This is a genomic window from Caballeronia sp. LjRoot34, assembly GCF_964253815.1.
GTDB lineage: Bacteria > Pseudomonadota > Gammaproteobacteria > Burkholderiales > Burkholderiaceae > Caballeronia.
In genome coordinates this window covers 1,363,907-1,385,435 of the sequence record NZ_CAXUSB020000002.1, presented here as the reverse complement: position 1 = coordinate 1,385,435, position 21,529 = coordinate 1,363,907, and the positions used below count along the sequence as shown (strand labels likewise).

The following is a 21,529-nucleotide window of genomic DNA, read 5'->3' as shown; positions in this document are numbered from 1 at the left end:
GGCGCCCTCAGACGGCCACGGAGATGGCGTCTTCCTTGCCGAGAGACAGCGCCGCAACGATATCCGGATTCACCTGACGGCTAAACGCCTGCACGATGAGGTTGCGCAATTCGTCGACGAGTGGCCCGAGTTCGCTCTCGCGATACGACAGATAGAAGGTTCGCGACAAGGGTGGATAGCGCGTGCCGTTGCGATGGAACGCGCTAAGCGGCAGGACCCTCAGTTGCGGAATGTTGTGCCGCGCCTGCCAGATGCAAAGCGGCGTAGTCAAGGTAAAACCTAGCCCGCTACTGACCATACTGAGCACCGGCTCGGTTGTGTCGAATTCACATGTGCGCTCGACCGCATCCCCGTTCGCATTCAAATACGCCTCAATGCATTTGCCGTTCCGGCTGCGGGCGGAGTATCGGATCAACGGTAATGATCGGGACAAATCGGTCAGTGTTCCCGGCTTGTCCCATTCCCAAGACGCCGGCAACGCTGCGACAAAGGGTTCCGAAAACAGTTTTACCTTTCTGATGCCGTCACTGAGCATTCCTTCGACAGGCGTGATGGCGATATCCAACTGGCGTTGTTCCAACTCGCGCTCCAGTACATCAGTGGAGCCGGACCAGAGGCGTATCTGATGAGCGGTCGAAGACAATGCTCGGATGATGATCGGGCCGCCTGCTGCTGCAAATGAGTCCGTGCATCCAAGACGCACGATTTGCCGTTTAGATCGCGAAATGCGTCGTACACCCTCCATCATTTGATCCGCGCTGCGCAGGGTCGCTGTGGCGTGTTCATATAGCCGGTTGCCAGCGGCGGTCGGAAGTGCAGGGCGACTCGTGCGATCGAGCAGGGGCGTGTCGAATATTTCCTCCAACAGCTTGACCCGTTGGGATACGGCGGCCTGTGATATACCGAGTTGGCGCGAAGCTCCGGAAACGGAACCCGTCTGGATGAGTGCAACCCACGTCATCAGAGGGTCCCACTCGGGATAGCGTTTGGCTGAAGAGTCTTGCATATCGATTTGATTATAGGTCTGCGGGGCCTGGAGAACTCTGGATGTCTCCGGTGGCAAGGTCGGGTCGCATCGACTGGGCGATTTCCCTAAATAGGCGATGAGCGGGCGCCGCGTTGTCAGAACACCAGGCAAGGGCGATATCTGCGACTAGTGTGGGATCTTTTATCGCCTTGAACTGGACGTGAAATTGCGTGGTACTGGCGGTCCATTCAGGTAGGATCGCCACCCCGAAGCCGGAGGCGACTAGAGCGAGAATCGAATAGGTGTCGTTGGCGTGCAGCCCAGGATCAGGACGCAACCCGGCTTCATGACAGATCATGCGTATGCGTTCGTTCAGTCTGTCGGTCGCGCCGGGCGCGAACCCGATAAACGTTTCTTTTGATAGATCACGTAAAGAGAGATTCTCGCGAGCAAGCAGGCGGTGACCTGGCGGGAGGGCGGCTACCATGCCGGCTCGCCCGAGCGTCATGGTGCTCAAGCGGCCCGCTGCGACGGGCGGACGGACGAAGCCAAAATCGAGCTTGCCTTCGAGCAACATCCGGATCTGTATGTCGGTCAGGACGCCGCCGACCCATATCTCGACGCGCGGACAGCGCTTGCGGAACGTCGCCAGGATGGAAGGCAGAATCTGGAAGCCTGCTGCAGTGGCAAATCCGATCCGGATTCGGCCCTGTATTCCTTCTTCGGTGCGGCGCGCCACAGCTACCGCCTCCTCCAGCTGATTGAGAATGAACCGCGCCCGCTCGAGAAACTCTTCGCCTGCCAGTGTCAGCCGGACGGACCGGCTACTGCGTTCAAGGAGCTGTACGCCGAGTCGCTCTTCCAGTTGCCTGATATGCGCGCTCAGATGAGGTTGCGCAATATGGAGCCTTGCCGCCGCACGGTGGAAATGCAGATCTTCTGCAACCGCCTGGAAGAAACGAAGATCGCGCACGTCCAGATGCGGATTGATACGTTCATGCTTATCGATGTTGTCATATTCCATATTGGACGCTCCATTTCTAGCGCTATCTAATGAGCCACTTTCTACTTATACCCCTTCACCTTCAGAGGCTTGCGGAATGGGCGAACTATCTTACAGCGAACAAAATCCTATCTATCAGCAGGCGATCGTCTGCGACATGACCTTACCATTCGGGGAATGGATCGAGGGCCGTCCAGAAGTCCTCGACCGCTTCTACGGGAGCGGCATCACCTTCGTCAGCCTGACGATAGGTAGCGACGAGGCAGGCACGGGCGTCACGGTTCACAACATCGCCGATGTCACGGCGATGATCCACGCACGCAGCGACCGAATGATCATTGCGCGAAGCGTCGCGGATATCCGCCGGGCGAAGCGGGAGCACAAGCTGGCGGTCGGATTCCACTTTCAAGGTAGTCTCGCGCTTGAAAACAATCCCAACTTGATCGAGCTGTTCTATAACCTCGGCGTGCGGCACATGCTGCTCGCATACAACGTCATGAACACCGCCGCAGGCGGTTGCATGGATCAGCATGACGTGGGGCTGAGTGGGTATGGACTGCGTCTGATCGAGGAGATGAACCGAACTGGGATGATCGTCGACTGCACTCACACAAGCTATCGCTCCACCATGGACATCATGGAGGCTTCGCGGGCGCCGGTTATCTTCAGCCATTCGAATGCGCGGCGGGTTTACGAGCACGCGCGAAATATCGAGGACGATCAGGCGCTGGCATGCGCGCGACGCGGCGGAGTTGTCGGCGTGACCGGCGTCGGCAAGTTCATGTCTGCGGGCGGGGAGTCGCGCGTTCAGGATCTGATGCCGCATATCCTTTACTACGTCGATCTGATCGGACCGGAGCATGTCGCGCTCGGCATCGATAACGTGTATTACCTTGAGCAGATGTATCGCCGGGTTGCAGCGCGACCCGGCCTGTGGCCCAAAGGTAACCCGCCGCCACCGTGGCACTACGTCAAACCGGAGCAGGTGCCCGAGCTTTCGGAGGCGTTGTCGAAAGTGGGCATGTCGGAAACACACATCGCTGGCATTCTCGGCGAAAACTTTCTGCGTGTGGCCGAGCAGATATGGAAGTGACTGTGTTCATCATTGGGATGATTGACGACTAATAACAGCCGGCGAGGCAGTGCATCGCACCGGTTTGGAGGAGAAGTGGATAACATGAATACACGGGCAGCCCGATCGTTTCCTCACGAGCGTCCGGCGGCGAGCTATCGCACCATTTTGGGCGGAGCGATCGGCCATTTCATCGAATGGTACGAATTTGCACTATACGGGTTTTTAGGTGGCGTGCTCGCCACGCATATATTTCCGGCCACAGACCCGGCTGCATCTTTGATCGCGAGTTTTTCTGCATTCGCGATTGGTTTTCTTGGTAGACCGATCGGTGCTTTTGTGCTCTCTCCGCTGTGCGACAAGATTGGCAGAAGAAAGCTGTTGTCGCTGACAATCCTGCTCGCTGGTGTCGGCAGTCTTGCGATAGCGCTGTGTCCAGATTACGCGACAATCGGAATCATGGCGCCCATCATCGTCAGTCTGGCTCGCCTGTTGCAGGGTTTCTCTGCAGGAGGTGAATTCCAGATCGCGATCGCTTTTCTCAACGAGCATGCGAGGCCCAGATATCGCGCCTTTTCGGCCTCGCCACAAACCGTCTGTATTGGTCTCGGCATTCTCACCGCCTGCGGCGTCGCGGGACTTGTCACTCATTTTCTGTCACCGCACGCACTAAACACTTGGGGTTGGCGGCTGCCATTCCTGCTTGGCGCGTTCATGTCGCTTTACGGGTTCGTTGCGAGGCGAGGGCTTGGCGAAACACCGGCTTTCGAGGAGATCAGCCGTGGGCGACGCACTAGCGCGATGACGATTCTTCGTTCGCTGAGTTCGTTCAAGCGGGAGACGATATTGGTGTTCATTCTGGAAATGAACGTCGTGCAATATATTCTGTTTCTCGTGTTCCTTCCCAGCTACGCGCACCTGACCACCGGCCTCCCGGTGTCGGTGGGATTCTCGGCAAGCGTGATCGCGACTGTCGTTTATTGCGTTGTATCGCCGCCGTTGTCTTTGTTGTCAGATCAAATCGGTCGCAAGCCGCTCTTCATCGCGGGAGCGCTGCTGTTCTTGCTGTTCACCTATCCGTTGTTACATGCTCTGACGTCGTCCTCGAGCTTTTCCACGTTCCTGATCGTAGCGATCACGGGGTCAATCTTTGTCGCCACCACCGGCGCGCCGTTCTCGACGACGCTTGCTGAACTGTTCCCGACTTCAATACGCGCGACGGGCATTGGCGTTCCTTATGCGATATCGATTGCGCTATTTGGAGGGACCACACCAATTGTCATCGTTTGGCTGCAAAACAAGGGAGGGGTGACGTGGGTGTCAGCCTACGTGATGGCGATCAGTCTTCTGTCACTCATCGTTTATCTCACGTTGCTTCCAGAGACACGAGGACGCTCGCTAACCTCGGACGGCGAATTTAAGTAAGCCAGCCCCAGCACACGCCGAGCACGACGGACAGCTATTTCCAGGTTGCGACCGACCGGTCGGCACATTCTATTTATTAGCCGCCTAGGACTGACGATCTCCTCATTAAGTTAGGTTCGTCAGTGCAATAAAAATCACTTTCTGATGGGAGTTTTCGAGTAACGTTAATTAGTTTTACTAAATATTGTAAAGGAATGGAGATCATGAAAAAAATCATATTGCCCCTTTTTGCGCTCGGCACTGCTATCTGTTCTTTGCCGGCAGATGCCCAAAGTTCTGTGACGCTTTACGGTATCATCGACGATTCGATTACGTACATTCATAACGTGGCCGGACAAAGCTCGCGGTTCAGCGTGCAGCCGGGTCAAGCTTCGCCTCGCTGGGGTCTGGTCGGAACCGAGGATCTGGGTGGCGGCCTCAAGGCGATATTCCGTCTTGAGAATGGCTTCAACATCAACACAGGCGCGCTTAACCAGGGCGGTCGCATGTTCGGTCGTCAGGCGTACGTCGGCCTTTCATCGGCGACGTACGGTACGGTCACGCTCGGTCGCCAATACGATGCGGTGCGTGATCTGGTCGAGCCGCTTCAGGGCAACTGGCAGTTCGAATATATGAGTACGCCGGGCGATATCGACGACGCCGACAACGATCTCCGGTTCAACAATACGGTCAAGTGGAGTAGCCCGGTGTGGTCGGGATTGCAAATGGTTACCACCTATTCGTTCGGCGGCGTGCCCGGATCTTTAGGGTCGGGGGCGTCATATAGCGCGGCACTTGACTACAAGGTCGGTCAGCTCGCGTTCGCGGGCGGTCTGCTCCATATCGACAACGGCAATCCGACCCTCTCCGCGCGAGGCACGACGACGTCGGATAGCATTTTCCTGTCAGCGGTCAACAGTGCCTATTCCACTGCACGGGCGATCACCGTGACTCGCGTGGCTGCACAGTACCGGATCAGCTCGTTGATGTTCGGCGGCTATTACAGTTTTTCGCAGTACACGTCTGACGCCGCGTCGACGTTCCGTGGCAGCGAGCGCTACAACAACGGTTCCGTGTATGCGCAATGGAACCTGACTCCGGCCTTTACTGCGCAGCTCGGCTACGACTATCTGAAATCGAGCGGAAACTCGTCGGCGACCTACAACCAGCTGAACGCCGTCCTCGACTATCTGCTCAGCAAGAGTACGGACATCTATGTAATGGGCGGCTGGTGTCATGCATCCGGTACGAATGGACTTGGTACCGCACAGGCGGTGATTGGCTCGTCCGTCACCAACTCGGGGGCCGACTGGCAGGCATTGGCAGGTGTTGGGCTTAAACACACCTTTTGATTGGTGCCGTCGCGACCGGCTTCGGCCCGTGTGAAGGCGCATAGGCTGACGCCTCGTTCCTGCATTGTCCGCTTCAGCATAACTGCGGAATAGTATCAATCTTAGTTATACAGGGGCTACATATGCCACCGGTGTAATGCTCGCCCTTATACTGTTTATGTTGCGCCAGAACAGACTGGACGCGATCACTCAGTTTCAGGGGGGGCGAGAGTGGGCACACAAATACTCCTGGAAGATCTCGCTTTACGCCGATTCCATTTGCGGTGGAGTTCAGCGGGGGCGGGCGAACAATTCAGCGCCGGTTCTGTGCTTGGGATCATCGGCTTTGCCGTCAGCATGGCAGCGGGCCCACTTAGTCTTATACGCCGTGGACCGGGGGCTTGGTGCTGCATCGCTCGTGGGCCTCTTCCTTGGCAATATGCTCACCGACCTGATCGCAGACAAGTGCGGCAGACGCACCATTTTTGCCTTCGAAATGTTGCTGTTTGCCGCGATTTCGGCCGTGCAGTTTTCGTGCCCCCCCGGATGCAACTGCTTGTGTCGCGCGTGGTGCCAGGTCTTGTTCTTGGCGTTGACTATGCGGTCAGCACGTCGATTGTGACGGAATTTTCGCCGCGTAGAAACCGTGGCCGCTTGTTGAGCGTCCTTGCTGCCGCCTGGGCTACTGGCTATGTTGGGGCCTACCTGACGGGATTCTGCATTCGCGGCGTCGGCCCGGATGCGTGGCGGATCATGGTCGCCGCAAGCGGAGTACCGGCGTTGCTTATCCTGCCGTTTCGAATCGACGTGCCTGAGTCGCCGACATGGCTAGCGAAGCGGGGACGGGGTGCTGCGGCGCTGGCGATTTATTCGCAGCAGATTCGGACCCGAGGCGATTCTTCCCGTTCCGGTTGTAGCGCCGGATCGTGGGCGCTGTGCATGGTCCGAATTGCTATCGCGCCCTGGCGCAAAAACACGCTGGTCGGGTGCGTATTCCATACATGCCAAGTTATTCCGTACCAAGTTATTCCGTATTTTGCGCTGGGCACGTCCGCTCCGAAGGTGCTGCAAGCGTTGCAGGTCAAAGACAGCTTGCTGGGGGGACGATCTACAACATCCTGCCGCTTGGGGGAGTGATATTCGGCCTGCTAGTTGTCGACAGGATTTCGCGTCGGGCTTTTCCAGTAGGGAGCTATATCTGGCTGCGCTCGGGCTCGCAGTACTTGCTTTTGCGGGGTTTGGCCCGGTGACTACCATGCTCGCCTTCAGCATCTTCGCATGGATTATTCCGGCGGCTACCAATCTCGAATTCGTGTGTCCGCCCGAGCTCTTTCCAACGCGTCTGCGTGCGTCAGGCGTCGGGTTAGCGGTTGCCTCCAGCCGTTTTGGTTCGGCGATTAGCACGTTCCTATTGCCGTTGGCAGTGCAACATTTGGGCATTCACGCTACGCTTGGCGTACGCGCCGGGGTGCTGGCTTTGGGTGGCGTATTCTGCCATTTTATGGCACAGGAAACCGGAGATGAAAATCTTTGGGAGGTCGGCTCCCAACCTGGCGCTGACGACGAACCGGGGGCCCAAGGTGGCCATCAGGCCGTGCTGGGACCACCGGCTAAGGAACTGCAACGACAAAGTCAGATCACTCCGGTGACGCCCCCCGCGAGGTGCTAGGAAGTGAAATAAGACAAGGAGCGCGAAAGTCCATCATGTCCTTAAACAAGCAAATTGACATGCACGCTGTGCAGGTCTTTGTCGCGGTTGCGGAAGAAGGCAGCATGTCGGGCGCGGCAGCGCGAATGGGGATATCGCAATCGGGGGTGTCGCAGATCGTCCGCCAGCTGGAAGACGAACTAGGAGTGGTGCTGGTTGACCGAACGACCCGCCCTCTGGTGCTCACGCCGTTCGGTATCGCATTAAAAAACCGGGGAACGGTACTCGGTGAGGAGATCGCCAACCTTAGAGCGCAAGTAGTGGAAGCGGGGCGCGGAATCAAACCTGATCTGCGCATCGGGTTGGTTGATTCCTTTGCGGCGACGTGCGGTTCCGTTTTTATCAAGCGACTTCTCAGCAAAGTTTCTCATCTATCGACACGAACTGGATTGAGTCCGCAGCAGGGCGAAGCATTGCTGAGCCGAGATCTGGATCTCATCGTGACAAGCGACCCGTTGATGGACGCCAGCGCCGTGGTTCGATACCACCTGTTGACCGAACGTTATCTCGTCATCACACCGAGGGATCTGCACAAGTCGATACGTGGCGTAGACGACATGCGAGCCTTGGCCAGAATGCTGCCGATCGTGCGATTCAATCGCAGTTCTCAGGTTGGCATGCAGATAGAGCGTTATCTGCGGCGTATTGAGTTGCGCACGCCCAATCGGCTGGAAGTAGACAATGCGGATGCGCTGACTTCAATGGTGGCCGAAGGTATTGGCTGGGCGATAACCTCGCCCATGTGCCTGCTTCAAGGGGTAGCCTATTCCACTCAAGTCACCATGCACGTCGTCGACACAATGGAGTTGGAAAGGGGGCTCCACCTTGTAGCACGTCGCGATGAATACAGCGTCTTCTTTGAGGATGCGTGCGAGACCGCGCGCGAAGTGATTCTCACGTCTTTCCTTCCTAGACTCAACCCTTTGGGTCACGATATTGAACAACTCGTCATTGTTGGCGACCGGAAAATACGTGGAGAACGGTACTAACGTCGAAACTCGAATTGTCACTCGGTTGACACGGGGATCAGCAGGTTCAGGCAGAAGTGCATCGCCTGCATCCCCTACGTTCGATTCGATGTCGGTGGCGACCACTCTTGTTCCGACACTCGGCGAAACTTGGGTGAGTAGAATGACATGTCAGTCAGTGAAGGAGGGGTGCCAATTGCTGGCGACTCAGGAAGATACTGGTTCGCTGGCAAAGAACGAAGGGCTTTCTGCGATCGTGAAGGCCTCATTTCCTGCTTTCGAGCCATTAGTTATCTACGCAGAGGCATCGACCGACTATGGGGTCGCTCGCAGTCGACTGGCCAAAGATTTTAGACTGAGCGGAACATGACTGATATTGACAAGCTTCTCGAATTTCTTGAGAGAAATGGCATACCCTTTAAATACGAGGGCCATGAGCCGGTGCTTAACATGCGTGAATCAGATGCGCTTCACCTGTCGCTTCCAGGCGTGCGCTGCAAGAATCTCCTTGTTCAAGACAAACAGGGGCGAAACTACCTGATTGTTACAACTGCCAACAAAGCACTAGATCTCGCGTCAGTGGCCAAAACGTTTGGCAGCAAGCGGCTGTCCTTTGCGTCTGTCGACCGGTTATTCGAGCTGTTGGGCGTTCGTCCCGGATCATTGAGTCCACTTGCATTGGTAAATGATCGATCGGGCCAGATCAGCCTTGTTATTGACCACGACTTGATGCACGAACCGATGTTCCAGTTTCATCCGCTCGAAAACACAGCGACTATTGCTTTGTCGAAGCGCGGCCTCGAAGAATTCCTGCAACGCATTGATCATCCGCCTTCCTGGAAGAACCTCGAGGCGCGGTTGAGTTCGTAGCTCGTGGCTTCCGAAACTTCGATCCGTTACCGAGGCCTACGTCTTCGACCTTGGTTTCTGGAGGATCGGATTTGATTAAATTTTTCGATTCGGGGCAAAAGAAGTAAGCGCCCAATACCGAAATCTGCGTAAAGACACGCCCGGAATCTTCGGCGAACCTGTTTGATTGCTTCGGCAGGTAAGCGAGACCCATCCGTTTTAACGTCCCAAATATAAGAACGTAACTCCCGAGCGCGCCGGTGGTCTCGCTAACGACACTCAGCATCCTATTGATCAATGGGCAGTAACCGTCCGACCCTGACCGTATAGACGTCTGATGAGGGCGACGCCATGCTTTCCGGGGGCACAAATGTGCTGTGTCCACAAAAAATCATGGACACACTGACTGAATTCACCGCAGTCAAGGGCGCCCGGAAGTATCGCCAGCGTACCGTGGACGAGAAACGCCAGATCGTCGAAGAGACGTTGTCCAGTGGACGTTCGGTGGCGCTCACGCGCGGCGTGGCATTGGGAAAGCGCCTGGTTTGGCGCTGCGGTGTTGACTGTAATGGGGGCAGCCGTCGCGACCCGTTGAGGCTCGAGCAACTTTGCCGTGACCGTACGAGATTCGACCGCTACGGGGACGACGCTATCCGCCTTTGTCACTGCCAGCGTGATGATTGCGGTATGCGCGGCGGCGACCATAGTCACTGCAATGACTGTTCGTCTATCGATGCCCGGTCGGTAGCCGTTGCTACCCCTCTGTGGTGCAAGTTTCAAAATCCTTTCCTGAAGAACTGAGATTCGGTATATAAGGCGTATCATCAGAGCATACTATTAGTCATGCTACCTATCATATGCACTTTCCATGAATTTTTATGCTGCTTTGGACGCTGCTGCTCTCCGTAGAGCCACCTTGGATCGGCCTGCCGTTGGCAGCAGGTCATCGCCTTGGCACCTAAATCAGACGCCGCCTGAAAATTGACTTTCAGATTCTCACCGAGATATACCGTCATATATATCGAACCAGAAAAATAAGCGCCGTAAGGCGCAATGAAAACTTGGCACCAGCTGATCTCGCTTCCGATCTCGTTTCCGATCTCGTTTCCGGACCTAGGAGCGCGAGCGTGCGACGGCTTCGTGTGTCAAATATCGCTCTAGCCAAATACTACAGATTGAGAAATCAGGTAGGAGTAACAAAAAGCGTGCTTTTTGGCGGTACTGTTCGTTGCGGTTCTTACTTTCCCGAACGGATTCCCGACGCACACCACATCGACCTGTACTTCGACAAGTACGCCCAATCTGTGCACTCATGCGGGTCGCGAGATCGGCACACTGTCTCTATCGGAACACGATTGAAGTTCGATTACTGGATGGCAAGATGAAAGTTGATGAACGAGTCTCTCTTGGTGGCGAACTCGAGCAGATGTGCCTAACCATTGGAGACCGGATGTGGCACGTCTATTTCGAATCGATATGCGCCGACAGTGGGAACCGCAACTGGTCGACGCGCCGGTCAGCGGTAAGTGGCGGTTTTAGCGCTACCCAGAATCTGCCTGTTCAAACGGCGCTCGAAACAGCGTCGGCTGTACTGAAAGCCATTAACTCCTGTATATGAGCAGGAGTTGCCGTATTCCCTGACGAGCTTCATTGGGGAGAGGTCCCCTTGTAGCTTCTGATGTCCGAAAACTCGCTTTGGAGGTGGTAACCATGAAGTCCATTATTCGAGCCGTTGTTGTTGCGTTCGTCTTTGTTGTCCCGGCCGTGTCGTTCGCCCAGTCGAACCAGCCTGTTACCCGTGCCCAGGTGCGTGCTGAACTGGTCCAGCTCGAAAAGGCCGGCTACCATCCGGGCGGTGGCGAAGATGTCAATTACCCGGACGATCTCCTGGCTGCCGAAGCCAAGGTGGCCGCACAAACCCGCGCAACCGGGGTCGGCGGCGTTGCCGACGGCTCGTCGGACGCTGGCTATCCGGCCACATCCAGGTCCACTGAGACGTGATGTACAACAGTCTTCATTGCGCGAATGCACCAATTCTGCGTCGAACACGGCACTTTCATGCGCGTGTTCAATATGATGCCCATTCAGCTTTGGCGCTCATTGACGGTACGCATGAACAGCTGCAGGAACTCAGCGGCCTCGGGAGATGTATCGGGTGTCGTGAGAGCTAGCTTACCTTCAAACTAACTGTCTATTACTGGTGGACTCGTTAGCGGGGAAATCGAACGCTTCCAAAACTGGCTTGCGCAACGCTTCACGCAACTGCCCAAGGGGCAGAATCGCGGCAGTTCGCCGTCGTTCTGTTCCCACATGACGGCGGCAGGCAGGTCGCTGTAGGACATTGGAGCCTCATCGATGTAATGCACTTCATGGATCGAACGCCAAACGGCCCCATCCTCCATAACGAACTCAATTGCGCGATAGTTCCAACTGCGTATCGGCATGCTTTCTACGCACTTTCGCGCTTTAAGCATGACGTGCTCCTGTAGAGCGTCTAAAACCGATCACCCCCAGTGCGACCAGTTTTAGGAAGCATTCGACAGTCGATAGGGTTGCGCCGGTTGGGTCGGTCGTTGCCTGGGATGCAAGGCCAGGGGCAACTGCAAAAATGCTGGTCGCACAAACTGCAAGAAAGAGGAACCGCGCCCAAGACTTGTTGCGGCCCATCGCCAATACAAGAAAAGCGAGAAGAAATTGCGTACAAATGAGAGCGCTGACTTGCTGCCGGTCCGGCCAGTATCCTATCTCGAAGGGCATCTCCACCAGGCCCCAGCCGACAACTAGCCAAGCAGATAGTTGCGGAAGGAGACGCGCCAAATTTGAACGGCGCTGGAGTCCACCCGACGCAGGCGGTAAAGGCCCGATGCGTTCCGGTGCACACGTGTTGACGTCCGACATTGACGAGGGTTTCATCTGTTCCTTCCTATAGAAGATCGAGTGTCCGCTGCCTCTGCAGTGCCGCAGCTAGAATCATGGCATCCGCATTTGCTGGCAACATGTAAAGCCCCCGTCGCGACGGACGAAAAACGTCACTGCCGCGAAGGATCTTGAAACCCGTGAGAGAGCAAACGCCGTCGAAGGGGGCGGGGCAACGATACCAACGCTGGTCACCATACCTGCACGACGTCGCATCCTGCCAAGCGATGGTCGCATAGCGCTCGTCAAGGTTTAGCACGCTGATTATTACGTTTGGGTGAAAGCTTTGACCATAACCAGTAGCGACCAGTCGAGGCTGTGCGGGCCGACTCGATCCAAGTCCTTCGCAACTGGCCTTGCTCAAATCAGGTCTCAGGTTCAAACGATTGCCTGGAAGAGTTGTGAGGATGTGGCTCCATGGGTCTGGAAGACCTTGCGTTGCATTGTCGATCGGCTCGGCGTGCATTGATTCCTCCGTAGAGTGGAATTTGTTGGCCTGACGGCACTGAAGCAATTCGCGCCTGTCCCGGAAACCACGAGCCAAGTCTGAGCTGCTCGCAAAGTGTCGTCTTTCCAAGTCGCACGAAGGATTTTTGGACATCGCACGGGTTTAAAACATCGCGTCGTCTAGGACGGCACGCGGTTAACCTCAACAGCAAGGAGATTCAGCGCAATGATTAACGCGATCCTGCAATTTGAGAAAGCGAGGAGTGCGCATAGGAAAGACGCGGCTTGACATACAGTCGAAAATCGGTCCAACGGTGCGTGTCTCATGACCCAAATCCCACTCGTTAGGGGCGCGCGACCTGGGATACGAGCCGTAGAACAGTTCGGGCGAGGGGTTCATAAACGCGCAATGGGGTCAGGGAACGACTTCCGTGCCTGTCAATGTCAGCATCGATTGCGCTGACTCGAACGAGGCATCCGAGCGCTTACAGCGGTGTTCCCTTCGAAATCGGCGTCGGAGATTCGGATGTATCTCATCCGTAGGAGGCTTTAGATGCGTCTTCCACTCATTCAACCAAATAAGCTGACGCAGGAGCAACGCAGACTCTATGACGACATGAGAGCCGTCATCGCTTCTCATCTGAATACGTTTCGAACGGAAACCAGCGACGGAGCGTTGATCGGACCTTGGAGCGCCTGGCTTCACGAACCGGATATTGGCGGTTCTATCTGGCATCTGGCTAAGGTCATGACGACTCACGCGCGTCTGCCAGACGACGCGAGGCAAATCGCGATTCTAACAGTCGGTGCCCATTTCAAGGCCGCATACGAACTTTACGCGCACATCTCCGTGGCCGAAGCCAGTGGTATGTCGGACGAACGACTTTCAGCGCTTGTGGCAGGTGGGCGTCCCCTCGACCTGAACGAAGCTGAAGGGTGTGCGTACGATGTGGCGTATTCCTTGTCCCGTGGTGGGGTGCTTCCAGAGCCATGTTATGCGCGTGCAGTGAAACTCTTTGAACAGACGGGTGCAAACGAGCTGATCTATCTGGTTGGACTTTACTGCCTGGTATCGGTGACGTTGAACGGCTTCAACGTTTCAGTTCCCGAACGCATTTGATTGTCAAGAGTTCGCACGACAAGCCACCGGACGGCAGGGGAGCTGCGCGATGTGTGCTTGCGTATCCGGACGTATTCGCATGGAAGTGCAAAGGCTACCGCCGGTCATCGGCAGCAGCGGTTGGAGTTAGGCGGACGGCCCGGCGTCCGGGTTCACTTCAAACTGTGTCACCACCGGTCAGAGAGCGAAGGCTCATCGACCTAATATCACCTCCCAGGAGAATACCTTGGCCTATCAGACTATCAATCCCGCAACAGGCAAGTTGGTAAAAAGCTTTCTCGAAATTTCGGATGCAGAAGCGTTTGGCGCGCTTGAAACCGCTGACCATATCTATCGGTCGGACTGGCAACATCGGTCGGTTGCACAGCGTGCCCAGGTGGTCGCGCGTGCTGCGGCTATCCTGCGCGACAAGGCGGAGGAATATGCGCAGTACATGACGCTGGAGGTGGGCAAACTCATCGACCAGTCGCGCTACGAGGTTGGGCTTTCGGCCGCGATCCTTGAGTATTACGCCAACCACGCCGAGGCATTTCTCAAGGCTAAACCGCTCCCGGAGGCGCCGGAGTCGGTTGTTGTGACGCAACCGATCGGAGTGATTCTCGGTATCGAGCCATGGAACTTTCCGTATTATCAGCTCGCCCGAGTGGCGGCACCCCAGATTGTCGCGGGCAACGTAGTGATCATGAAGCACGCTCCGAGCGTGCCGCAATGCGCTCTTGCGTTTGCTCGACTGTTCGAGGAGGCAGGTGCGCCGGCCGGCGTGTACACGAACGTCTTTGCGAGCGTGGATCAGATAGGCAACTTAATTGACGATTTCCGTGTTCGTGGCGTTACGTTGACCGGTAGCGAGCGGGCCGGCGCTGCAGTCGCAGAGCGCGCGGGTCGTGCGCTCAAGAAAGTTGTTCTTGAGCTGGGGGGGAGCGATCCTTTCATAGTCCTTGAAGATGCCCCTCTGGAGGACGCACTGAATGCGGCTGCCGTCGGTCGAATGATCTGCATGGGGCAGGCTTGCGTGGCTTCGAAGCGGTTCATCGTTATCGGTAAGGAACGCGGCAAGCAATTCCTCGAGGGGCTTGTCAAGCGGATGGGTAGTTTGACGCCGGGCGACCCCGCCGACAACAAGACATCGCTGGGACCGGTTGTTTCGGAGCAGGCACTTGAAGGGCTGCTTCGGCAAATCAGTGGCGCGGCTGCGCACGGTGCACGCATCGTGATCGGTGGAAAGCGCGTTGATCGCCCTGGATTCTACTTGGAGCCGACCATCATCACTGATATTGCCAAAGATAATCCGCTCTTTCAGCAGGAAACATTCGGTCCTGTCGCCTCGTTCTACGTGGTTGATAACGTGGAAGAGGCGATCAAGCTCGCCAACGCCACGAAGTTCGGCTTGGGAAGTGCCGTCTTCGGCGGAGACGTAAAACGGGCTCAAGAGGTCGCGCAGAAAATTGAAAGCGGTATGGTGTTCATCAATAGCTGCGCCTACACGGGGCCGGAAACACCTTTTGGCGGCGTGAAAAACTCCGGCTGGGGTCGTGAACTCGGTGAGGCGGGAATTGGCGAATTCGTGAACCACAAGCTCATTCGGACGGCGGAAGCTAGCTGACCGTCAGGTCTGCAACGGGGCTGCGGTCGAATCAGGGCGTTGCCACCGTTGCGGTTGACGACATCATCGCGTTCTTCGCACCAGCGTCGTCACTTGGCGCACTTGCCTGCTCGCGACCATTGCAAGAGGCGATCCATCCTTACCGGCCTGCGTCAGGCGCCAAGTGCAATACCGTATCCGGAAAACTTTCCATGAACGAACCCATTGCGAATAATGCATTATTCGTTGCTGAGCCCGCCCAATCGGTTGGTCATCATGTGGTCATCGTTGGAGGTGGTGCTTCAGGGCTGGAACTTGCGACCCAACTGAGCGAGCAGTTTCGACGCAAAGGATCAGGGAGCGTCACGCTGCTGGACCGCGCGCGCACACATCTGTGGAAACCTTTGCTTCACTCTGTTGCGGCCGGTAGCATGGACCCGGGTGAGCATGAGGTTGATTATCTTGCGCAAGCCTATTGGCACAACTTCAGGTTCCGTTTCGGAGAAATGATCGGGTTGGACCGGGCAAACAAGCGTGTCGCGATGGCCGCAACCTACGATGAGGACAACCAGATTATTACGCCGGCCCGGAGTATCCCGTACGATACACTCGTAATCGCAATCGGGAGCGTGACTAACGACTTCGGAACCCCTGGCGCTTCGGAATTTGCGGTTCCGCTTGAGACCGTCGACCAGGCAAAACGATTTAACCGACGCTTAATCAATGCATGTCTTCGGGCCCAGACGCAGGCGGATCCCATTCGTCCCGGCCAGCTGCATGTCGCCATCATCGGAGCCGGCGCAACAGGCACTGAACTGGCGGCCGAGTTGTACCGGACCACTCGGGAAGTTGTGGCGTTCAACATGGATCGGATCAAGCCGGACGCGGATATCAAAATCATCCTCGTAGAGGCGGGGCCGCGTGTCTTGCCCGCACTGCCGGAGCACATTTCGTCGTCGGCTATGGATTTTCTCAAGAACCTCGGTGTTGACGTCAGAACAAACGCACGCGTCGCCGAAGTTTCTGCGACTGGTATCCGTCTGGCCAGCGGAGAATCTATTGCTGCAGAACTTGTCGTGTGGGCGGCCGGAGTGAAGGCGCCGGATGTGCTGCGGGAGATCGGTGGACTGGAGACTAACCGGATTAACCAGTTGGTAGTTACGTCAGATCTACAGACTACGCGGGATACAAACGTCTTTGCGATGGGCGACTGTGCACAGTGCCCGTACCCAGGAAGCGACACACCGGTGCCGCCACGCGCACAAGCTGCTCATCAAGAGGCGAGCCACCTCTTAAAGCAATTACAGAACCACATTGAAGGTAAGCCGATAAGACCATACAGGTATCGGGATTTCGGATCGCTGGTTACTCTCGGCAAATATAAGACAATCGGAAATCTTATGGGGTTCGTGGATGGACGAAGTTTCCGCGTCGAAGGATTCATCGCACGTTTCATGTATAGGTCGCTTTACAAAATGCACGAGTACGCTGTGAGCGGCGGCCGAAGAGTGTTTTTTAGCGTCCTCGGCCGAAGCCTTTCGCGTCGCTCGGAACCGCAGGTCAAGTTGCATTAAGCTACATCGATATGGGAGCGCACTCACGCACGCCATGTTGGTTACCGACAGCATGTCGCGCAGTGCGTGACACTGTCGCATGTCCTGCGCGGTCCTTTTAAGCAAGCGATCATTCATTAAAGGAAGATGGACATGAACATCCTGATGGTACTCACGTCCCATGACCGCCTTGGCGACACCGGTAAGGCAACCGGTTTCTGGCTGGAAGAATTCGCGGCGCCATACTACACGTTCAAGGATGCTGGCGTCACGCTCACACTCGCTTCGCCTGCAGGGGGACAGCCGCCGCTCGACCCCAAGAGCAATGAGCCGGATGCGCAAACGCCGCCCACCGAGCGGTTCAGGGCTGACAAGGATGCGCAAGCGGCGTTGGCTCACACGCAGCCGCTTGCCGAAGTGCGCGAAGCTGACTTTGATGCCGTGTTCTATCCAGGAGGCCACGGTCCGCTATGGGATCTGGCCGACAGCGCTGATTCGATCGCGCTGATCCAAGCATTTGACCGGGCGAAGAAACCGTCCGCGCTGGTTTGCCATGCGCCGGGCGTGCTGCGCAACGTCAAGGCGCAAGATGGCAGTCCGTTGGTGAAGGGCAAGGAGGTCACGGGGTTCTCGAATAGCGAGGAAGCCGTGGTTCAGTTGACCGACGTGGTGCCGTTTCTCATCGAGGACGAGTTCAAGCGCCTTGGCGGTCATTACAGCAAGGGGCCGGACTGGCAAAGCCATGTCGTCGTGGATGGACTACTTGTGACAGGGCAGAATCCGGCGTCGTCCGAAGGCGCGGCTGAGGCGTTGCTCGGCTTGCTGGGGCACAAGCGTTAAGGGTGCAGGTTGCGTGTTTCCGCTTTAGTCGCTTGACGGTCGTTCGGTAGGCGGTTTCTTCGCGGGACGCCAGGCGACGGGTTGGCACACCGTGCGCCGTACTCACACGATCGGCGCATCCGACTCCGAGCCTACTGCTTTCAATGACGCCTCGTCGTGAGCGAGGGCTCTGGGAATATACTCGCGCAGGTATTCCACCCACGTCTTCGTCTTCGCGTCTACGTAGTGACGGGAGGGATAAAGCGCGTAGATGTTGATCTGCTGCGACGTATATTCAGGGAGGACGCGAACCACAGTTCCATCCCGCAAATTGTCCGCAACGGAGTACACCGGCAGCCGACCGATTCCCATACCTGCCCGAATCGCAACAATAAGCGATTCCGCAATATTGACCTTTATCGGACCGGTTACTTCAACGAGAGTACTGCCCGCCGGACCTTCGAGTAGCCACTCGTTCGGCGGGAATCCGGGAATCTTGAGAATCGGGCATTTGTGTTTCGCGAGGTCGGCAGGCTCCTGCGGAACACCGTTTGCGCGGAGATAGGCCGGCGAAGCACACACGATGCTAAACGTCGAGCCAAGCAGTTGCGAAACCAGATCCGAGTCGGGGAGGGAGGGGGCAGTGACCAAGGCGACGTCGGCATTACCGTCAAAAAGGTCGGGCATCTGCTGGGACAAGGTCAGATCAACCCGGACATCTGGATACTTTTCCTGATATTCCGCTATCGCCGGTAACACATATTGGGAGCCAATGCTGGCATAGCTGTTCATTCTGAGCGTCCCCGCCGGGCGCTCATGCGCGAGACCCGCTTCCTCCTCGGCCTTGTCAACATCGAACAGGATCTGTCTGCATCGAGTCAGATACACTTCTCCGACGGTTGTCAGGGCGAGTCTGCGCGTTGATCGGTGCATCAGTCGCGTTCGAAGATGTGCTTCCAGATCAGAAATCGCGCGAGACATAACGCCCGTCGTCGAGTTCATCGATTGGGCGGCTGCGGTAAAGCTGCCGGCTTCGACGACGCGCACGAAGACACGCATGCTTTGTAGGATATCCATTTCGTTTTTCGGGGTGGTGCCCCATGTCACTGGTTGCGTCCGTACGCGACGGCACCTGTTACAGTATTTTCCCGCCGAGACGTATAGACCCCTTACTATCCTGCTGCTAGGCCGATTGCGTCGTTCAAAATTGCAGGTTACCCGGGACTCAGAATCGGTATTTCTGGAAAGGCCATTTGCGCTGACGAGTGCGATTGTCCCGCCCCGAAGCGCTTCATGGCCGCTGTCAAATCGTAGTGGCCGTCTTGCATCCTGGAACGAGTAGCACCGCTGCTCGTCGGGCTCACTTCATAGATCAAGCGTGATAAGCGACGTTAGCGAACGGGAGCAGCATGGCATGATCACGTCATTTCTTGCCTGCTCCTCTGGACTCAGATACAAATCGCGATGATCCGGGATCCCATCGAGCACGCGAGTTTCGCACCTACCGCACACTCCCTGCTCGCATTGGGTATCGATATGAATTCCGTGTTGCCGGAGCGACTGGACGATAGTCTCATCGGCCGCGACGTTCACAATCGCGCCGCTACTCGCAATGCGCACGTGGAAGGGAGTATCATTTGTCGAACTATGCGCTGGCGCACTAAAGAATTCGCGGTGAAGGTTGCCTTGCTTCCAACCAACTACGTCTGCAGCGCCCAGTACGGCGTCGATAAACCCGGAGGGGCCGCATACGTAGGTATGTTTATTCGGCGTGGGATCGTACAGTACCCTCGGCAGATCGACGCGGGGACCTTCCTCATCGAAATACAAATGTGCTCGCTGCTGAAAATCTGGTTGACTCAGCCGGTCGAGGAAAGCGGCGCGGCTAGATGAGCGGCAACAGTAGTGCAATTCGTAAGACTCGCCGGTCCGGTTGAGCTCTTCAGCCATAGCGAGAATCGGCGTTATACCGATTCCCCCGGCAATCAGGATTGAATGCTTTGCGTCCGGGCGAAGAGGGAAGTGGTTTCTAGGTTCGCCAATGTCTAGCTCCGTGCCTTGTTCAAGTTCGTGCACGGCTATCGATCCGCCGCGCGACTGCGCTTCCCGCAAAACAGCTATGACGTATCTGTTCCGCTCTGCCGGATTATTGCAAAGCGAATATTGTCGGACGAGGCCTGCGCCAAGATGCACATCAATGTGTGAACCGGCGGAGAAGGCCGGGAGTGCCGTATCATCGCAGCTTATCAGCTCGAGTACGCAAATATCATTTGCAGCTAGCGCCTTCTTCGCAATCTTCACTTTCATGAGTATTCCACGTCTGACAACTTTGTCTTTGCGGCTTCGCTGACCTTATACCGGCCTTACGAATAACAACTGCGTGATCGAGCGCCGCTTGTGCGCCTGCCTTATTACATAGTAGTCCAAATAAATCGAGGCGACCTCATGTTCTGGACCCCATGCGGCGCCATGCGGTCTGGCACCGGGCGGCTCAGCTAGCCGTTTTCCTCGCCTGTGTGGCCGACTATTAGCGGCATCATGCCAAGGCTCTATTACTCGGCGTCGACGACTCGCTCGAAAGAGTCCTTGAGCGACGTCTTGCGTCCGCCCGGTTTTGCCGAATCATTGGCGAAACTGTTCAGGAGATGCGCCTTGATGTTTTCCGCATGCTGCCTACTCAGTCGACCTGCAGCCTCAGTGTCCTGCGTCCTGAAAGCCTCGAAAATGTTGCGGTGGTCCACTGTGCTTTGCTGGATATGGTCAAGCAGATCCATTTCCAGTCGCATATACGGTTCAACAGCATCGCGAAAATTTGCCACTACCTCATGCAACCGGCGTCGACGCGCACTGCGGAAAAGCCGGTCGTGAAATTTGTACGCCAGGATATGCCACGACTCCAATTCCTCCGGATCCGTGGCATCCAGAGCCTCAAGTTCCTGGAGAATTGACTCGACCTCGGCCACATCCCGTCCCGTCCGCACCCGTGTTGCGACGACGGCGGCTTGCTCCTCAAGAAGCATGCTGATTTCGCATATCTCAACGATTTCGTCGCATGTTAACGACGGTACAACGTACCCCCGGCGTGGAAGTTGCACCAAAAGGCGTTCGGCATTTAGGCGACTCATTGCTTCGCGCAACGGCACACGACTGATTCCATATTCCTTCGCGAGCCGCTCCTGACGTAGTTCGCTGCCCGGGGGGATTCGGGCGCTAAGGATATTTGCTCGAAGACGCCTGTAAGCCAGTTCGGGAAGCGACTGCGCTTCTCCTGGCGTCTCGTCCGCAGACGAATCGCGCTCATTTTTTTGGGGGCGGGCTTTTATGGGACCTTGGCTCATGCAAATCTCGATAGCGCTCTACGCGATGTACGAGTGTATTCTATCTACAAATATTTCTCAAGACCGTCAATTTTGATGTCGCGTTAAGACGCTGATCAGCCGCAAGCTTCGCGTATTGGCGCCTCCCCCGGTCACTTTTGACTCATTTTTCGCCGCTTTCAGTGAATCCGGTCCTGTCGTTTGTATCCAGTTTCGTCGTTCAGCCCCCTTTATACCATTCGAGAAGCCGTGGCCACCCGGGTACATTTCAAATATGCGTTTTCACTGGATACCCAACGAGTCGGGTCACTAGAAACCAGTCTACCGGCGCGCCGGCGCCGCTACGCATCGATCACCTAGCCTAGTTTACTTGCTGCGCGGGACGTTCTTCCCTCGAAAGACACCGGGCACCCGCCGCCGCGACTGAGGCGTCCTAGTGACACGCCGCTTTCCCAGTTACAGGATAACTGCGC

The 21,529-nt window shown here is 56.4% G+C and carries 19 protein-coding genes; 13 read left to right on the top strand and 6 right to left on the bottom strand.

Translation table 11 applies throughout. The features are described from left to right. Positions 1 to 7: 7 nt before the first annotated feature. Positions 8 to 1,006, bottom strand: a complete 999-nt coding sequence (locus ACSQ36_RS25745; protein ID WP_436184134.1) for a LysR family transcriptional regulator — start codon at positions 1,004 to 1,006, stop codon at positions 8 to 10. A gap of 10 nt (positions 1,007 to 1,016) precedes the next feature. Further along, complete coding sequence (locus ACSQ36_RS25740; RefSeq protein WP_436184133.1) at positions 1,017 to 1,991, bottom strand: LysR family transcriptional regulator; 975 nt, start codon at positions 1,989 to 1,991, stop codon at positions 1,017 to 1,019. A 76-nt stretch (positions 1,992 to 2,067) separates the two neighbouring features. Between ACSQ36_RS25740 and ACSQ36_RS25735 the strand changes: the two genes are divergently transcribed. From ACSQ36_RS25735 to ACSQ36_RS25695, 9 genes are all read left to right on the top strand, one after another. Further along, positions 2,068 to 3,063, top strand: coding sequence for a dipeptidase (locus tag ACSQ36_RS25735; protein WP_436184132.1), 996 nt, complete (start codon positions 2,068 to 2,070; stop codon positions 3,061 to 3,063). A gap of 84 nt (positions 3,064 to 3,147) precedes the next feature. Beyond that, positions 3,148 to 4,467 (top strand): MFS transporter, encoded by a 1,320-nt coding sequence (locus tag ACSQ36_RS25730; protein ID WP_436184131.1) that lies wholly within the window; start codon positions 3,148 to 3,150, stop codon positions 4,465 to 4,467. Between the two features lie 203 nt (positions 4,468 to 4,670). Continuing rightward, positions 4,671 to 5,798 (top strand): porin, encoded by a 1,128-nt coding sequence (locus ACSQ36_RS25725; protein WP_436184130.1) that lies wholly within the window; start codon positions 4,671 to 4,673, stop codon positions 5,796 to 5,798. 525 nt (positions 5,799 to 6,323) lie between these two features. Then, on the top strand, positions 6,324 to 6,914 hold the full coding sequence (locus tag ACSQ36_RS25720) for an MFS transporter (RefSeq protein WP_436184129.1): 591 nt from the start codon (positions 6,324 to 6,326) through the stop codon (positions 6,912 to 6,914). 109 nt (positions 6,915 to 7,023) lie between these two features. Continuing rightward, positions 7,024 to 7,446, top strand: coding sequence for an MFS transporter (locus ACSQ36_RS25715; protein ID WP_436184128.1), 423 nt, complete (start codon positions 7,024 to 7,026; stop codon positions 7,444 to 7,446). Between the two features lie 35 nt (positions 7,447 to 7,481). After that, complete coding sequence (locus ACSQ36_RS25710) at positions 7,482 to 8,474, top strand: LysR family transcriptional regulator (RefSeq protein ID WP_436184127.1); 993 nt, start codon at positions 7,482 to 7,484, stop codon at positions 8,472 to 8,474. A 345-nt stretch (positions 8,475 to 8,819) separates the two neighbouring features. Further along, complete coding sequence (locus ACSQ36_RS25705) at positions 8,820 to 9,323, top strand: prolyl-tRNA synthetase associated domain-containing protein (RefSeq protein ID WP_436184126.1); 504 nt, start codon at positions 8,820 to 8,822, stop codon at positions 9,321 to 9,323. Between the two features lie 372 nt (positions 9,324 to 9,695). Next, positions 9,696 to 10,103 carry a hypothetical protein gene (locus ACSQ36_RS25700; RefSeq protein WP_436184125.1) on the top strand — a complete coding sequence of 136 codons (408 nt, stop codon included), beginning with the start codon at positions 9,696 to 9,698 and terminating at the stop codon, positions 10,101 to 10,103. A gap of 909 nt (positions 10,104 to 11,012) precedes the next feature. Next, positions 11,013 to 11,303, top strand: a complete 291-nt coding sequence (locus ACSQ36_RS25695) for a DUF4148 domain-containing protein (RefSeq protein WP_436184124.1) — start codon at positions 11,013 to 11,015, stop codon at positions 11,301 to 11,303. 922 nt (positions 11,304 to 12,225) lie between these two features. Here the strand turns inward: ACSQ36_RS25695 and ACSQ36_RS25690 are convergent. Then, the gene (locus ACSQ36_RS25690) at positions 12,226 to 12,684 is read right to left on the bottom strand and encodes a DUF3331 domain-containing protein (protein WP_436184123.1); all 459 of its coding nucleotides are present in this window, start codon (positions 12,682 to 12,684) and stop codon (positions 12,226 to 12,228) included. Between the two features lie 534 nt (positions 12,685 to 13,218). On the opposite strand from ACSQ36_RS25690, the gene ACSQ36_RS25685 reads away from it, so the two are divergent. From ACSQ36_RS25685 to ACSQ36_RS25670, 4 genes are all read left to right on the top strand, one after another. Next, a complete protein-coding gene (locus ACSQ36_RS25685) occupies positions 13,219 to 13,785 on the top strand; it encodes a carboxymuconolactone decarboxylase family protein (RefSeq protein ID WP_436184122.1) in 567 nt (188 codons plus the stop codon). Between the two features lie 226 nt (positions 13,786 to 14,011). Next, positions 14,012 to 15,388, top strand: a complete 1,377-nt coding sequence (locus ACSQ36_RS25680) for an NAD-dependent succinate-semialdehyde dehydrogenase (protein WP_436184121.1) — start codon at positions 14,012 to 14,014, stop codon at positions 15,386 to 15,388. Positions 15,389 to 15,579: 191 nt separating this feature from the next. Then, positions 15,580 to 16,941, top strand: coding sequence for an NAD(P)/FAD-dependent oxidoreductase (locus ACSQ36_RS25675; RefSeq protein ID WP_436184120.1), 1,362 nt, complete (start codon positions 15,580 to 15,582; stop codon positions 16,939 to 16,941). Between the two features lie 132 nt (positions 16,942 to 17,073). After that, complete coding sequence (locus ACSQ36_RS25670) at positions 17,074 to 17,760, top strand: type 1 glutamine amidotransferase domain-containing protein (RefSeq protein ID WP_436184119.1); 687 nt, start codon at positions 17,074 to 17,076, stop codon at positions 17,758 to 17,760. A 102-nt stretch (positions 17,761 to 17,862) separates the two neighbouring features. Here the strand turns inward: ACSQ36_RS25670 and ACSQ36_RS25665 are convergent, their stop codons facing one another. From ACSQ36_RS25665 to ACSQ36_RS25655, 3 genes are all read right to left on the bottom strand, one after another. Next, entirely contained in the window at positions 17,863 to 18,816 is a 954-nt protein-coding gene (locus tag ACSQ36_RS25665; RefSeq protein ID WP_436184118.1) for a LysR family transcriptional regulator, read from the bottom strand. 288 nt (positions 18,817 to 19,104) lie between these two features. Continuing rightward, a complete protein-coding gene (locus ACSQ36_RS25660) occupies positions 19,105 to 20,046 on the bottom strand; it encodes a PDR/VanB family oxidoreductase (RefSeq protein WP_436184117.1) in 942 nt (313 codons plus the stop codon). 245 nt (positions 20,047 to 20,291) lie between these two features. Next, a complete protein-coding gene (locus ACSQ36_RS25655) occupies positions 20,292 to 21,077 on the bottom strand; it encodes a GntR family transcriptional regulator (RefSeq protein WP_436184116.1) in 786 nt (261 codons plus the stop codon). Between the last annotated feature and the right edge of the window lie 452 nt (positions 21,078 to 21,529).

What these genes read in the sequence shown, in the direction of transcription:
- ACSQ36_RS25745 (WP_436184134.1), bottom strand. Translation starts at nt 1,006, where the DNA reads ATGCAAGACTCTTCAGCCAAACGCTATCCCGAGTGGGACCCTCTGATG.
- ACSQ36_RS25740 (WP_436184133.1), bottom strand. Translation starts at nt 1,991, where the DNA reads ATGGAATATGACAACATCGATAAGCATGAACGTATCAATCCGCATCTG.
- ACSQ36_RS25735 (WP_436184132.1), top strand. Translation starts at nt 2,068, where the DNA reads ATGGGCGAACTATCTTACAGCGAACAAAATCCTATCTATCAGCAGGCG.
- ACSQ36_RS25730 (WP_436184131.1), top strand. Translation starts at nt 3,148, where the DNA reads ATGAATACACGGGCAGCCCGATCGTTTCCTCACGAGCGTCCGGCGGCG.
- ACSQ36_RS25725 (WP_436184130.1), top strand. Translation starts at nt 4,671, where the DNA reads ATGAAAAAAATCATATTGCCCCTTTTTGCGCTCGGCACTGCTATCTGT.
- ACSQ36_RS25720 (WP_436184129.1), top strand. Translation starts at nt 6,324, where the DNA reads ATGCAACTGCTTGTGTCGCGCGTGGTGCCAGGTCTTGTTCTTGGCGTT.
- ACSQ36_RS25710 (WP_436184127.1), top strand. Translation starts at nt 7,482, where the DNA reads ATGTCCTTAAACAAGCAAATTGACATGCACGCTGTGCAGGTCTTTGTC.
- ACSQ36_RS25705 (WP_436184126.1), top strand. Translation starts at nt 8,820, where the DNA reads ATGACTGATATTGACAAGCTTCTCGAATTTCTTGAGAGAAATGGCATA.
- ACSQ36_RS25700 (WP_436184125.1), top strand. Translation starts at nt 9,696, where the DNA reads ATGGACACACTGACTGAATTCACCGCAGTCAAGGGCGCCCGGAAGTAT.
- ACSQ36_RS25695 (WP_436184124.1), top strand. Translation starts at nt 11,013, where the DNA reads ATGAAGTCCATTATTCGAGCCGTTGTTGTTGCGTTCGTCTTTGTTGTC.
- ACSQ36_RS25690 (WP_436184123.1), bottom strand. Translation starts at nt 12,684, where the DNA reads ATGCACGCCGAGCCGATCGACAATGCAACGCAAGGTCTTCCAGACCCA.
- ACSQ36_RS25685 (WP_436184122.1), top strand. Translation starts at nt 13,219, where the DNA reads ATGCGTCTTCCACTCATTCAACCAAATAAGCTGACGCAGGAGCAACGC.
- ACSQ36_RS25675 (WP_436184120.1), top strand. Translation starts at nt 15,580, where the DNA reads ATGAACGAACCCATTGCGAATAATGCATTATTCGTTGCTGAGCCCGCC.
- ACSQ36_RS25670 (WP_436184119.1), top strand. Translation starts at nt 17,074, where the DNA reads ATGAACATCCTGATGGTACTCACGTCCCATGACCGCCTTGGCGACACC.
- ACSQ36_RS25665 (WP_436184118.1), bottom strand. Translation starts at nt 18,816, where the DNA reads ATGGATATCCTACAAAGCATGCGTGTCTTCGTGCGCGTCGTCGAAGCC.
- ACSQ36_RS25660 (WP_436184117.1), bottom strand. Translation starts at nt 20,046, where the DNA reads ATGAAAGTGAAGATTGCGAAGAAGGCGCTAGCTGCAAATGATATTTGC.
- ACSQ36_RS25655 (WP_436184116.1), bottom strand. Translation starts at nt 21,077, where the DNA reads ATGAGCCAAGGTCCCATAAAAGCCCGCCCCCAAAAAAATGAGCGCGAT.